Below are 14254 nucleotides of genomic sequence, written 5' to 3'. Positions count from 1 at the left end.
GATTCAGCGGAGAGCATTCATGGAAACTTGGCACATGTCTCTGTCGTTAGTGACTTCGTAACCAATCCGTTACAGCGGGAATACGAGTTCACTGCTGGGGAAACCATTCGGATGGATGTGGATGTGGACTACGGGAGTCTCGCAAACGACCGCATTATTTACGGAGGGTTTGAATGGAATTGGCTGCGACTCCAGAAACCGGCGTGATTCGCCCACAATTAGCGCACTGGAGCTGCGACGAGGACAACGCACCCATCCCGTTTACTGTGCCCGTGTGCTGGCTCCGATGAGATAATTCGGTATCCCTGATCCCCCAATATTGATTTGACTTCATCCGGCCACGAACCCAAAAACCCGTGAGTTTCAACTATGATTTTCGGCCCTGGAGTAATCTCACGCAATATCTGCTTTTCTGAGCCTTGGCAATCGAGCACCAACCAATCTGGATCTGGCAAGTCTGATGGAGGGGTGATCTTCGCGCCGGATTCCTCTCCCCAAACATCGATATTCTCCCCCACAATGCTATGGGTTACATCGACTATACCGCCAACATCATTTAACACAGCGGTGTCTTCGATCAGTTTGGTTCGGCTTTTTGCAGCTTCAAAGACGGTGATACTTCCTGCTGTACTGACGCTCCTCGCGGTTGTCACCGCGGAGACCCCATTTCCGCCACCCACTATACACACGTTATCGCCTTCGCGGATGTTCTCAATAATGGCTTCTATGAGGACCTTTTCGTAGTGTGGTCGGTCGCCTGCGAAGGGGACATAGTCGTCTAAATAGTGCTGATCGGTGGGAATCTCGACTTCATTGTAATTTACTGTTGTTCTTCCTGTGACTGGCATCCGGGTTCTAATCAGATTGTTGTATACGAATGGAATTAATCGTTCAAGAAAAGCCTTCGGCCCTTCCCGATATAAATGCCTTACAGCTGTACCGACAACCGTATCCCCCATAGCGACCAATATCCAACACAACCTATAAACATTTTGAACATCGGGGTCAGTTGTCTCTATGGCATTCTAAACAATAGACCAGCGTTACCGCTGACCACATTGCTCTGTAACGATCATTCAACCGAAGAATACGTAAGGTCTAATCACTCATCTGATTCTAATCGAAGCCGAAATGATTTTCGCGCTTCTCTCCATGAGTTGAGTCGTTTCCCTCAACTTCCTCAAAAAATGCTTCTCAGTCCGTTCGATCTTCTCTTCAAGTCTGCAACTCGTTTCTCAATATCATCGGACGTACTACCAGAGTCTCACTACTTAGACATTGAACATTACTCCCCGCCACTACTCGCCATAATAAAACTATCCTGATTCGACAGTATCTGTTTAGTGCGCATCTCTGGCGGTAACAACATTGTACTCTTCGGAAACCAGCACAACAACGGCAGTCAGGGCGGGGGGACTGGCGGCGTCGTGAGCATCGGAGGGGGCGCCAGCGAACTGATTATCGACGATGTGATAGACCCCAACCCAGACACCACTCACAGCCTCGACATATCAAACGCGACGAATGCCAAAATATAATGGTGTGGATAGTTATATAATACAAATCTTTTTCTAGGATTCTTCTAGGCCGATCCACCGTCTTATCACTTATCAGAGGTATGCTACTCAGGGAGACAGGATGAATGTAGTCCCCACAACTGGCTTCATTTGGATACAACTTGAGTGTTCGATCATCTTATTAAGATGTGTAGCTACGGTGAACTTCGGTAGTATTTTTCGAGCTAATTCCATATATTATATATTTTCCATTTGAGTATGACTTTGTTAATCTAATGTTTGAGTCGATATTGCTTTTGTACTCATCCAGTGGTCTGAAGAAAGACCAATCTGGGTATCCTCTCATTAATGGTTGATCGATATTTTTATTGTTTATTACTAATACATCGAATTCAACCTGTTGAACCTTTTCGCCACTAATGATGTATTCGTAATTGTTAGATGAGTATGATTCATGGTATATGTTTTTATCACCGTTCATCTTTGAGTATATTTCAATTATACCTTGCGTATGGAAGTCAGACAAAACATGTTCAGATTGGTATTCCTCATTAACCCATAGTGTTGCAGTCTGATCTTGGCCTTTCGGTCCAAAATTCTGATGAGAATCAGAAAGTAAAAATGTAAACTGAGAGAAAATTGCCATCATTAGGATCAATAATACGATAGCAACTACTAGTATATCTTTAGCACGCTCACTCCACACCAATGAATATTTTTGAAAAAGAAATAACCCTATAAGAGGGGTTACTAGTGATAACACCTCTAGAGTCAATTCTCCAAAAGATGTTGTGACAAACATGTCAGGGATAAATGAAAACATTACTGCGTAGGCAACAATAGTTAATAATAAAGAATCGATATTGATCTGGATATTCTTTTTATATAATGTATATAGCATTGATAACGTTGATAATAACACTATCACTATAATAGCTACATAATATATTATTTTTATTTTGACTAATGTCGGAGAAGAAGAACCAGCAACCTGATATTGTGGAAGGGTAGAGTTAGTCCCAATAACCGAACTGACTAGTATAGTAAGAAAATCACTGAGAAGCACTTCGCCCGAGCTAAGATGGCCTATAACTGCATCATATATTTTCTTGTTAATGAATAAGTATATTATACCACATACTGTAGTAATTCTAAATAATGAGGGGACCAATTCCGATGTACGATTCACAGCAGAAAATATAAGTAGTAATAGTATAAGAAGTGTAAAAGCCCAGGTTTCTGCGTGTGGGGAAAACCCTTTCAAAGTAATATACGAAAGTATAACTAATATAGATATTCTATTATCTTTATCTAAAATATATTTTACCACTATGTATATAAAAAGAACATATAGTAATTCACCAATTGAATACGCAAAGAAATGAGAGCGCCTTGCTCCAATAAATACAAATACTCCGAATCCGGCTGAGAGGGGAACCATTCCATCTCCAAGTAACTCCCGTGATATAGCAATATAAAAGAATACAGGTATAATTGGAATAATCGGTAAGAACGATATAGTTAGGTAATCCAAATCAGTAATAAGCTGGAGTGTAAATAAAAATGGTGTGGTAAGGGGGTAACTATACCGCATTGGATTAATTACAGAATTACCAGAATTAGTTGCCTCAATTAATCTCGGAAGTACTGTTCTAAAATAAAATGCATCATTAATAATTTGAAGTCTGAGAAGTATTACTCCGTTTATTATCAAGAGAGATAGAAATATAAATAAAAGTCGAATAATTCTGGGTTTCTTGGCTTGAGTAGACATAGATACTATACTCTATTCATAAACACAGACACAAAAATGTACTCTATATTTAGCTCTACAGTGTCCGTAGTATTTAATTAATTATAAGAATGGGAAATTTTTATTTCCTATGCCAGAAATCTTCCGTCTCACCCAGCCTACCGAGTGGATCAACTTGGAGTTTGTAGAGCGAGAGGGGGGAAACCCGCGAGATCATTGAAAAGAGTATTTGCCACTATCTCGCTGGATCATATCTAAAACTCAGCTTTGAACGTTAGCGTCGGCTGTTGAGTGAACGAAAAGGTGGTCGATCTCTTGCATAAGGTCATCGACGCCACGATCATCGTTGTCTCGAACCCACGAGAGCAGGTTGTAAACGGCTTCTTTCAGGGAATGTTCGAGGTTCGCTCGAAGCGATGACGCTTTCGAGCGAACCGTTCCCAAGGCGCTCGAATCGGGATCAAGACGAACGAGACTGTAGGCAGCCATCAGAAGGTGCCAGTGCCGACTGGCACCTTCGTCAGTCTGCATCTCGCAGTCTCCCAAGCCGAGATCCTGCTTCGAGTCCTCGAAGAACGTCTCGATGCGCCACCGCATCCCGTAGGAGCGGATCACGTGTTCGGTCGGTGCGTCGATCTTGTTCGTGGCGAGGTATTTGACCGGGTTCTCTTCGTCTTCGTCAGTTTCTTTCTCGGCGATGACCAGCTTCACGTCTCCCAGTTGGGAGACGGGAAGCTTCTTCGTCCAGATGTGGTAGGTCTCGTCCTCAACGTTACGCTCGACGGTGTCGATGCGCTCTGCCAGCGCATCGACGCTGATCTCTTCGCCGGCGTAGGTTACCTGTCGGTTGCTCCGGAGCGGGCCGATCCAGTCGTTGCCGTAGGATTCGATGTGTTCGACGAGGGCAGAATCGTGAGCGAACCACGAGTCGAAGAGGTAGGTGTCCGCCGGGACACCTACCTCGTCTTCGAGTTCAGTGACGATCTCACGGGCGAGATCGTACTTGGTGTCGTGGTTTTGGCCATCTTCGTCCTGTTTTTCGTAGAGGCGGAAAGTGAGTGGGTAGGCAGTTTTGTCGTCAGCGTAGAAGGCGTAGATGAGGTCTTGGCCCCAGACAGTGTCACCTTCGGCGTGATCATAGAAGTGTCCGACGCCGGGGACTTCGTCCCCGGCTTTCTCGGTGATCGTGTCGTCGAGGATGATGTAACCATCCTTCGACCAACGTGTTTCGCCATGTTTTTGCAGTTCTTCGAGGCGCTCGTGGTTAAATTGCTGTTCGTCCCAGTCGTACTCGGTGAGGAACTTGTTGAGAGCGCGTTTGTCTCCAGCTGGAAGGACTTCGCGTGCGATGCCTGCCACGGTCTTGTTGCTGGCCGCAACAAGACCTGTGGCGTAGGTTTTCGCGTGCTGACGTTGTGCGGGTGACAGCGACTCGAACTCGTTGAATACACGTGTGCACGACAAGAAGTCCGTAATCGGCATCATCCGTCTTCGCTACCGCCTACGTCACGATCCCACTTCAACGTTCAAAGCTGAGTAACTAACTAGCTTTGTGAAGTACTGATGATAGATTTTGAGTTAAATCGACGCATCTGTCGGTGAAGCAGAGGGAGTATGTGGGTATCCTCGACTCATTCCCGCTACAATCACTCATAATACTCGGCAACAACGTGTCTCGCTAGCGTCTAAACTGGCCTGGCTACAAGTCCACGCCGTTTGGAGGAATCATGCTTAACTTAACACGACGATAACACTATTCCGATAGATTTTTTTTAGTTCACTATTGACAGAAGATCATGGACATAGAAATTGAGAATATCATTCTCTATATCGATGATGCAGTTAGATACGACTACTCTGTCGATCGGCTGTCAAAAATTGGGCAGACATATAAGTCAATTGCTGCGTCGTTACATACTTCGCCATCATTTGCTAGTATTCTCACCGGCCAACATGTCCCAAACCATGGCTTGACAGCATTCAATTACCGTACTGAAGGAGATTTGTTTTCTATTTTTGATATATCAGGATACAATACTGCAATTAGCAGTAAAGTAGCTCTCAATGATAACATAGCTAAACTGTTTCCAGGAACGGCTCGATCAGAGTTGTCCGATATGTCACCTCCTTTTGTTTGGGTAGAACGGGGACCAGGAGGACATGCACCATACGGGCAACACGACTACGAATCTTTCGAATCATTAGATCAATCTGGAGCAGATTATTTACGTTCAAATGCAGGTGATATCAAAAAATTAAAATCTGATTACGAACAAGGAATACAAAGATCAATCAGTCATTTTGAAAGAATTATTCAGGAAGTGGAAGAAAGAGGATTATCAGAAAGTACATTAATAATATACACTAGTGACCACGGTGAACTTCTTGGCGAATATGGGTTAATCAGTCATAATCATATAGCATGTCCAGAATTAGTCTATGTACCAACTACATTTGTCCATCCTCAACTGGATGACGGTAATAGTTCTGACCTATTTAGAAATGTTGATATTGTTCCAACTATTCTTGATTATTTGGATATTGACATTGATATTGAGCTGGACGGACAACCTCTCCAAGAACAGGATAGTAAATTAGTTGGCTATAACCATTATATAACGAAATTTTACGGTCTGCCAGGTAAGGAGTTTCTGAATCGTGAGACTATGAGCGTATGGGATCAGGGGGGAGGGCACGTATTTTCAAATACGTCTAAAATACAATCGGTGTTTATTTATCTCGCACTGCTAGTAAAGAGTCCGATTGGTACCCACATACGACGAACTGGAGAATACTCTAAGAGTTTAAGTAAATTCCTACCGGGATGGGAAACCTACGGAGAACCTTCCTTCTCCATAGATGAGGCTAACCGGATTATTAAGGGGATTGAAAGACGTGGGAGATCTCAACAAGTCTCTTTAGATGCGGATACTCAAGAACAACTCAAAGACCTGGGCTATATGTAATATGGAGAGGAGCCTAACTACCCTTATTTCAATATCCTTAACCGGTGCGTTAATTGGGAAAGGATTTGATTATTCAATAAATCTTATAATTGCCCGAAGTATTGGACCAGAAGCACTGGGTATATTCTCATTTGGATTAGTAGTTGTTAACCTCCTTAGTAACATATCCCAGAGCGGTTTGGATAATGCTGCTCAAAAATTTATCGCAAAATACCGCTCACAGAACAGACCAAATGTAGTTACTGGTATTGTCTTATTTACACTTCTTGGAGGACTAATAGCTGGATCTACTATCACTCTGATTTTTTATGCTGTTGTAAGGCTTGATCTACTACCTGGCACCCGCAGTATTAGTTCTCCCGTTTTACTATTTGTTATTTCAGTCCCACTTTTTGCAACCATGCGAATATGTACTAACATAACTCATGGTTTCAAACAAACAAAGTATGCTGTTTATATTGACGACTTTGCTAAGTCCGGCGTTGCCATTATTTTGTGTGGGGTTTCAATTATAACTGTCTCCACCGTTGAGGGAGTGATCCTTGGGTACATTCTTGCTGTAGTTATTGCTAATATTACTGGTGTATACTCGATCTGGAAACTTGGGGGATTCAACCAGTTTTTCAGCCCAGTTATTAAATTCCGAGAAATAATAACGCTATCACTTCCATCAACAGTCATAAACATTACTCAGTACACACTTAATATGAGTGGAATATTACTCCTAGGAATTTTTAAGGGTTCGGAAACTGTCGGATTTTTCCAAGCATCACTTCAAAATGCACTCCTTTTGACTTTTCTATTACTGTCAGTAAATTCGATCTTCCCAACATTAGCATCAGAATATTTTTATGATGATAAGATAGATACTCTCCGAGAAACGTATAATACTCTCACAAAGTGGATGCTATATCTTTGTTTTATGCTTTATATTTATATTATTGTATTTTCATCAGAAATACTTACCTTATTTGGATCTGGATTTACAAGATCTGCTACCCCATTGATAATTCTAGGGTTTGGGACATTCGCGATGACAGTAATTGGACCAGCTGGTCAGTTACTGCTGATGACGGGTTATGAACGTCTGGAAGCCCTAAATACAGCAATTTCTTGTGCCTTGGCGATTATTCTAGGATTACTGTTGATACCCAACTATGGATTGTTAGGGGCAAGTGCTTCTACAGCGCTTGCAATGTTCTCCTTGAGTGCCCTGCGGCTTGTTCAAGTACATTTCTTTTATGATATTCAACCTTATGACAGGCATCAATTGCGTACGCTAGGAACGCTATTATTAAGTGGTGGAATACTAATAATCTATCGTAGATTGGATATTTCACTAGTACCAAAACTCATATTGGGGGGAATATTACTTGTACTTCCATTTCTCATTCAGTTGTCTATTTATGGAATAGATGAATCAGATAGGAAATTAATTCAAAATATTAATGACATATAGAATAATAGTAGACAGGCTAGCTCTTCCAGTTGATATCATCGTTGATGAGGCTCGCGGGTTGACCAGCAGCAAAAGAGTATATAGGATATCTTTGGTGACAACGCTGTTACTGGCAATTACTGATCCACGTCCGGTGGTTACACCCTTAAGAATAGTTGAGCTGGGTCCTATCCATACACCTTCCTCAATTATTATCGGATCTATCATTGGGTGAGGTTCCCGGTCGGTAGATAATTGATGGAGGCCATTATTGTCAAGTATATTAACACCCCATGAGATAACATAGCCATCCCTAATGGTAATTCTATCTCTACATTGTAATCGTAAATCACCACTCATCCATACAGATCCTAAAATTGATTCACCACCATCAACCTGAATAGTAGATTGGGCCCTACAGCTGGAGATCTAGATGATGTTTTATTTTCCGTTAGATGAAACAGTCAGATATGATTTTCCTAGATAGTGGTGGGCGAGTTGTTTTGTAGTAAAGCCAAAAACAAATGGTCCAGATAATTGGGATGTGGCGTTTCTGTTAAACCTAGTTTTTGTACGTTTCCCGAGCAATATCGGAGATCTAAAATTCATTCACTACTGAATGGAACACAGATAATAAAGCCCCTCTAATGCCGATATTAGCAAGGGGGTACGAATAATTGATGAGTTGTAATAATCTGGAATCATAGTTATAGAGTCGTAATTATTGTAGTACAAATAAATTCTCACATTGTGTTATAGGATGGGCCAACCGAGTCATTAATATCTGAGCAGAGGTGATAGATGGATCTATGGACATACTACAAGTTTCCAAATATTTTAAGCCTGCTTGGCAATCGGGGGGAGTAGCCAGATATTGTTATGAAGTCTCTAGAGCCCTTCAGGAGCGAGGTCACACGGTTTCAGTATATACGACAGACAAGTATATTCCTCAAGACACACGTAGAGATGATCTCATTAATGTAGATGGCATAAAAACCAGATATTTTGAAAATAGGTCAGATTATATGGCCAATAATTTCAGAATTACAACCCCATCTGCGTTACCATCAATCATAAGAGCAAATATTGATGAGTTTGATATCATTCATATTCATGAGCACCGTTCATCACTAGCTGCTATTGTATTCTATTATGCGAATAAGACTGGAGTTCCTTACGTCATCCATGAACATGGGTCGCTCCCGTATGATCGTGGTAATAAATATTTAAAATATGGATTTGATTTACCGTTGGGTAGAAAAATTGTTTCAGAAGCTGCTTCTATGCTAGCATTGAATGAAGATGAGGCAAATGCGTTCCAGAAATGGGGAATAAAAAATTGCCGAATAAACATTGTTCCGAATGGGGTAAGGGTAGAGGAAACGAGTCTAAAAGGTGAAGTCAGATTGCACGAAAGAGACCATTTAGAGCTATTATATATTGGAAGGATTAGTGAACGCAAGGGTATAGATATCCTACTTGATGCCGTATCACAGTTGAAAAATATTAATCTGAAAATTGCAGGGCCCGACGATGGCTATCTTAAACAGATGAAAATGAAAATGTCGAATATGAATAGCAATAATAATATCGAATATCTTGGTTTTATTTCTGAAGAGAAAAAAAGAAAGTTATACGTGAATTCTGATGTTCTTATACTTCCATCTCTCTATGGAGAAGGTTTTCCTACCACAATCTTAGAAGCAGCCTCATTCGGGACACCAACTATTGCATCGACTGCTTGCAACGTCAATTTCTTAGGTGACTATGATGCTGGATTAATCATAGAACCAGATACCGAGGCTCTTATTGATGCGTTATTAAAGTTACAAAGAGATGATGAATTATTGAGAAAGATGAAGCGAAGGTCAAAGGAGGTGATCCAAGAGGAATATTCTTGGTCTGATGTTTCAGGACAACTTGAAAATCTATATCAAGATATCGTACACAAGGAATAAGTAAATTATGGTCCGTATTTCAGCTGTTGGCGATGTATCGTTAAGAACCGAATCCTATCCCTTCCAAGAGGTCCAAGAGATTTTTTTGGAATCGGATATATCCATTGCAAATTTAGAGACAGTTATTTCAAATCGAAAGGAATCGAGCCCAGAGAAATCTGTAATATTGGACTCAGATCCAACCAATCTTCAATATTTATCACAATCTGGCATTGACCTAGTTAATATTGCAAATAATCACATCCTTGATAAGGGAATTCCGGGTCTTGAAGATACGGTATCAAATTTATCAGATTGCGATATTGAATATATCGGGGGAAGTAGTTCAAAAAAGTATAATAAATTTGAGATTGATGGTGTTGATATCGGTTTCGCCGGGTTTACAGAAAGTACTGGGTTTGGGCGGCTTCCAAAAAAGGATATATTAGACACAATTATACAGAATAAACGCTTTATCACTGGACGTACAAACGTTCTACAGCGTAATCACGCTATATCTGAAATTAATACAATAAATGAAGATGTGGTCCATGATATGACAGAGAAGATAGATGAAGAGTGTGATTTGTCTGTTATCTCGCTCCATTGGGGGGTAGAGAACGTCCGATATCCATCACCGTGGCAGGTAGAGTTTGCCCGTTCCCTGATCGATCATGGGGCTGACGTCATTCTAGGACATCACCCCCATATATTACAAGGAATTGAGGAATACAATAATGGGCTGATTTGCTATTCGTTGGGAAATTTTCAATTTAATCCAGATATATCAAAGAGCCCCGATGATCGATCGGTGATAGTAAATATATGTTTAGACAAAAGCGGTTATAATGAGTTTGATCTTATTCCAGTTCGCATACTGAATTCAAAACCTAATATTATCCATGATTCTAATGACACGATCCAATTATCTAAAGATATGGAAAACTATTCAGCAAATTTGTCGGGTGGGAAAGAGTATGACTACCCATGGTGGTTTAGGAATATTGGTGGTACATACCTGAAAGACAATATTAAATCATATAGAGAGAGAATTCGGAAATTCGGGCTTGCCCATGCTCTAGAATTATTGGTCTGGTTATTCATGCCTTTTACTGTGAGATCAGCCTTAGGCTATATCCGAGATCTACTCTATGATTAGGTATTAACTATCTATATTTCGAATAAATAGTTTTTGTTTCCCAGAATCTGTTAATTCTACCCCCTTAACTAAAGTAGCGTTAATTTGATTTCCACATTTCCGCCGAACATCCTCGAGAATCCGTTGCTTATCCACATCATCAAAAGTACTCGTAACCTCTACCCTGATCTCTATCTCTCCGGGCTGTTCTTGGTAGAACTGGACAGAGTACACGTTTTCTAGAGTGTCCCCGTGCATCGTATAGTAAAGAGAATGGAGCGGGAATGTAGTTCCATCATCTTTCACCACGGGGAGTTCTTTCTCATTCTTCCCCGTAACCTCTTGAAATATCGGGTAGGCTCGCCCACATTCACAAGTGTCTGGTGAGAGTGATCCCATATCACCAGTCTGATATCGAATAAAGGGCATTGAATAGTTCAGGAGGCTTGTTCCTAATATCTCCCCCGTCTCACCATGTGAGACGGGTTCACCGGTGCTGTCTACGACTTCTGGGACGCAGTATTGTGGATAGACGTGATAAGTAGTATTTTGTTCACATTCAGCTGCCAGAATTGCCTTCTCGCTGAGACCGTAGTGAGAAAAGACGCGTACGTCAAATACATCCTCCATCAGTTTTCGTTGGTGATCGTAGATATTCTCAGATGCGGCAAATATTGCTTGTACAGAAGGAATTGTGATATCATTCTGCTTGACATAGCTTGCGAGGGTTGTAATCGCAGATGGATATCCATGAATATACCTCGGTGATTCGCTCTGGATCTTTTCGATATATCGAGGGAGCGTAGCGTCATTCATATGGAATGGAGACATCTCATATGAGTTATAGAACGGGTTGAATTGCCAGTAAACGCCTTTGTCAGCGTCAGGAAATTCAACCCCACGGAACGAAACCATCTTGTCTCCGGGAGAATATCCGACTCGTTTCCATCCTGTCATGATGAATGCCCACTCTCGTCCGTATACGGAGTTATCCAACCTGAACCGGAACGGGTTACCGCTTGTACCCCCTGTGGTTACCTCGTGGGTTTTATGATCCGGAATGTTTACTGCTTGGAATAATTCTCTGTTCTCTTGTATATCTTTTTTTGTTATAATTGGAAATTCCTGAAGGTTGTCGAATGGATTATCGTGGAACAGTTCGATATCAGAGTAGTATGGTACATTATCAACAGCGTGCTGAAGTAAATCTGAAAGACGATCTCGTTGTAACTGTTTAAGTCGATGCTCTCCCCATTGCTCTGAACGCTGTAGTAGTTGCCATTCCGACGAGAAATCGTCTCCACCGAGTCGGTATCGAATTGGGATGGCTGTGACTAGTTTCCGTAAACTGTCCGGTGATTTTCTGAAAAGATCGTGTATCCAATTATAGAGCATACTCGAGATTACTCACCCAATGACCCTAAATCAACAGATATAGGTTGATTCTTCGACATCGAGTTATGAATACGAAGGGTCGCCAAGGAAGAACTTGCAATTTCTTCAATCGAAATCGGATTCGGGGACCCGTCTCGAATCGTATCGATAAATGCACGGTATTCCGTAGTATGTCCCTTATCCTGTCGAGCACCAAAGAGCCCATGTTTGAAGTTATTGATGAGCTGTGATTTTCCGGCGCCGAAGACCTCGATACGCTCCTTGGGAAGAGAAGAATCACCGATTGCAGTATACTGGACAACGGCTGAGCTTCCATCCTCGAAATCGACGATGATGTTCGCATTTTCGTGAGCAGTGATATTGCCGTCAGGAGAAAGACCACTTGCGTACACTCTCGATGGTGGAGACCCAGTAACGAACTGAGCGAAGTCGATAAAGTGGCAGACCTCACTGCGGATGCGCCCGCCTCCTTGCTCGATATCGTGAATCCAATGATCTCCCGGGACAGATTCCGCATTGACACGATAGTTTATCATCACAGGCGATTGCTGGTCTCCAAGCTCTGCCTTCAGTTCCTCAGATAGATGGGAGAACCGACGATTGAACCCGACCATGAGCCGACCATCGGACTGTTGCTCTGCACTAAGTACGTCGTGTAATTCTGATTCGGTAAGTGCAAGCGGCTTTTCAACGAATACGTGCTTGCCTTGATTGAGAGCATCCTCAGCCATCTCAGCATGAAGATGGTTTCGTGTGGCGATGACCACAAGATCAATCTCAGGATCATCCAACAGATCGTGGTAGTCAGTCGTTACGTACTCACAGGAATGATCCTTCCCGATACTCGAAGCTGTCTTCCCGGTTGCGGTAGCTACTGCCCGGAGCTCAACCGACGAGATATCCGAGAGTGCCGGTAATATCGTCGTTCGTGCAAAGTTTCCACCTCCAATTAACCCAGCACGTACCACAGATCCCTCTACTTGCTGTTTCTGGCGTGTACTACCTAACGAAACTTTTTGGCTGTGTGGGATATCCGTGTCGTACTCAAGGAGGACACCGGTGAAGTCCTCGTCATTTGGATTATCGAGGATTAGATCATACGCATCTAAGGCCTCAGAGAAATCAAACGAATGAGTCCGAATTGAATCCAGCGATATGCGTCCATCAGCGATGAGCCGGAGAAATTCCTTCATGTTTCGGTTCTCAGTCCACCGGACGTATTCGATCGGATAGCTCAGACCTTTCTCCTCATAGGTTTGGTCGTATCGACCGGGACCATAGGAACGAGAGATCCTCAGATCCAGCTCTTTTTCGTAGTACAGGTTACGAGGAACGTCCATTCCGACCTGCCCAACAGCAGAAATTCGGCCCTGTTCACGGACGATTTCTCCCGCCATTTCGATAGGCTGATCGCTATCTGTTGACGCGGTAATAATAACAGCGTCAACGCCATGGCCATCAGAGAACGATTGAGCGGTCTGTTCGACACCGTCATCAATAGTAACCCCTTGATCGAGACCGCAGTCAAGTCCTTTTTTTACTTGCGTGGGGTCGATATCAATTCCAAGGACAGGAGAGCCATACGCATTCAGAATTTGGGTAGTGAGAAGACCGATAAGTCCGAGACCGATTACCGCAACGTTCTCTCCAGGAGAGATATCTGCTCGACGAACGCCCTGCATCGCAATTGCCCCAATCGTGGCAAACGCTCCGTCCTCAGGATGGACACCATCAGGAAGGGGTGTAGCAAGATTCTCTGGCACATATACGACCTCTGCATGGTTTGCATATCCCGCCCCGCCACAAGCAACCATATCTCCTTCAGAGAAGGATTCGACATTTTCACCAACTTCTATGACTCGGCCACAACAGCTGTAGCCAAGTGGAGAGGGCGACTCCAGACGGCCCATAACTGCACGATACGTTGGAACCAAGCCATCATTCTTAGCCTTCTCAAAGACCTTCTTCGCAAGATCGGGACGCTCGCGGGCCTTTCCAACCAGGTTCTTCTTGGCGAGTTTGATGACTGCCTCTTCTGTACCTGCGCTCACGGAAGAGTAGTAATTTTGGACTAGAATACCGTTTGGCTTCACTTCTGGTCGTGGAACTT

At 42.7% G+C, this 14254-nt stretch carries 11 protein-coding genes; 5 read left to right on the top strand and 6 right to left on the bottom strand.

All coding sequences use genetic code 11. From position 1 onward, the window contains the following. Nucleotides 1-207: hypothetical protein (locus ABNG04_RS17805; protein WP_371163650.1), on the top strand; the 207-nt coding region annotated here is incomplete at its 5' end. 11 nt (nt 208-218) lie between these two features. Here ABNG04_RS17805 and ABNG04_RS17800 read toward each other — a convergent pair. The 3 genes from ABNG04_RS17800 to ABNG04_RS17790 all read right to left on the bottom strand — a co-directional run bounded on the left by ABNG04_RS17800 (nt 219) and on the right by ABNG04_RS17790 (nt 4755). Next, complete coding sequence (locus tag ABNG04_RS17800; protein WP_371163649.1) at nt 219-959, bottom strand: class I SAM-dependent methyltransferase; 741 nt, start codon at nt 957-959, stop codon at nt 219-221. Between the two features lie 739 nt (nt 960-1698). Further along, nucleotides 1699-3291, bottom strand: coding sequence for a hypothetical protein (locus ABNG04_RS17795; RefSeq protein WP_371163648.1), 1593 nt, complete (start codon nt 3289-3291; stop codon nt 1699-1701). A gap of 240 nt (nt 3292-3531) precedes the next feature. Then, entirely contained in the window at nt 3532-4755 is a 1224-nt protein-coding gene (locus ABNG04_RS17790) for an IS701 family transposase (protein ID WP_371163647.1), read from the bottom strand. A 311-nt stretch (nt 4756-5066) separates the two neighbouring features. Between ABNG04_RS17790 and ABNG04_RS17785 the strand changes: the two genes are divergently transcribed. Together ABNG04_RS17785 and ABNG04_RS17780 are read left to right on the top strand one after the other, a co-directional pair. Continuing rightward, the gene (locus ABNG04_RS17785) at nt 5067-6236 is read left to right on the top strand and encodes a sulfatase-like hydrolase/transferase (RefSeq protein WP_371163646.1); all 1170 of its coding nucleotides are present in this window, start codon (nt 5067-5069) and stop codon (nt 6234-6236) included. Next, on the top strand, nt 6193-7695 hold the full coding sequence (locus ABNG04_RS17780; protein ID WP_371163645.1) for an oligosaccharide flippase family protein: 1503 nt from the start codon (nt 6193-6195) through the stop codon (nt 7693-7695). Before ABNG04_RS17785 ends, ABNG04_RS17780 begins: the two co-directional genes overlap by 44 nt. Here the strand turns inward: ABNG04_RS17780 and ABNG04_RS17775 are convergent. Further along, complete coding sequence (locus tag ABNG04_RS17775) at nt 7669-7902, bottom strand: DapH/DapD/GlmU-related protein (RefSeq protein WP_371163644.1); 234 nt, start codon at nt 7900-7902, stop codon at nt 7669-7671. The genes ABNG04_RS17780 and ABNG04_RS17775 overlap by 27 nt on opposite strands. 581 nt (nt 7903-8483) lie before the next feature. On the opposite strand from ABNG04_RS17775, the gene ABNG04_RS17770 reads away from it, so the two are divergent. Further along, on the top strand, nt 8484-9632 hold the full coding sequence (locus ABNG04_RS17770; RefSeq protein ID WP_371163643.1) for a glycosyltransferase family 4 protein: 1149 nt from the start codon (nt 8484-8486) through the stop codon (nt 9630-9632). A 7-nt stretch (nt 9633-9639) separates the two neighbouring features. Beyond that, on the top strand, nt 9640-10770 hold the full coding sequence (locus tag ABNG04_RS17765) for a CapA family protein (protein WP_371163642.1): 1131 nt from the start codon (nt 9640-9642) through the stop codon (nt 10768-10770). Between the two features lie 3 nt (nt 10771-10773). Here the strand turns inward: ABNG04_RS17765 and ABNG04_RS17760 are convergent, their stop codons facing one another. Next, complete coding sequence (locus ABNG04_RS17760) at nt 10774-12144, bottom strand: phenylacetate--CoA ligase family protein (protein WP_371163641.1); 1371 nt, start codon at nt 12142-12144, stop codon at nt 10774-10776. An 8-nt stretch (nt 12145-12152) separates the two neighbouring features. Then, nucleotides 12153-14195, bottom strand: coding sequence for a bi-domain-containing oxidoreductase (locus ABNG04_RS17755; protein ID WP_371163640.1), 2043 nt, complete (start codon nt 14193-14195; stop codon nt 12153-12155). Nucleotides 14196-14254 lie beyond the last annotated feature (59 nt).

The sequence above is a fragment of the Halorubrum miltondacostae genome (assembly GCF_041379815.1).
Lineage (GTDB): Archaea > Halobacteriota > Halobacteria > Halobacteriales > Haloferacaceae > Halorubrum > Halorubrum miltondacostae.
Note: the sequence above shows the minus strand (reverse complement) of the source record. Positions and strands in the feature narration are given on the sequence as shown.

Excerpts from the sequence above, each read along its gene's own strand:
- ABNG04_RS17800 (WP_371163649.1), bottom strand. The coding sequence starts at position 959 with ATGGGGGATACGGTTGTCGGTACAGCTGTAAGGCATTTATATCGGGAA.
- ABNG04_RS17795 (WP_371163648.1), bottom strand. The coding sequence starts at position 3,291 with ATGTCTACTCAAGCCAAGAAACCCAGAATTATTCGACTTTTATTTATA.
- ABNG04_RS17790 (WP_371163647.1), bottom strand. The coding sequence starts at position 4,755 with ATGATGCCGATTACGGACTTCTTGTCGTGCACACGTGTATTCAACGAG.
- ABNG04_RS17785 (WP_371163646.1), top strand. The coding sequence starts at position 5,067 with ATGGACATAGAAATTGAGAATATCATTCTCTATATCGATGATGCAGTT.
- ABNG04_RS17780 (WP_371163645.1), top strand. The coding sequence starts at position 6,193 with ATGCGGATACTCAAGAACAACTCAAAGACCTGGGCTATATGTAATATG.
- ABNG04_RS17775 (WP_371163644.1), bottom strand. The coding sequence starts at position 7,902 with ATGATAGATCCGATAATAATTGAGGAAGGTGTATGGATAGGACCCAGC.
- ABNG04_RS17770 (WP_371163643.1), top strand. The coding sequence starts at position 8,484 with ATGGACATACTACAAGTTTCCAAATATTTTAAGCCTGCTTGGCAATCG.
- ABNG04_RS17765 (WP_371163642.1), top strand. The coding sequence starts at position 9,640 with ATGGTCCGTATTTCAGCTGTTGGCGATGTATCGTTAAGAACCGAATCC.
- ABNG04_RS17760 (WP_371163641.1), bottom strand. The coding sequence starts at position 12,144 with ATGCTCTATAATTGGATACACGATCTTTTCAGAAAATCACCGGACAGT.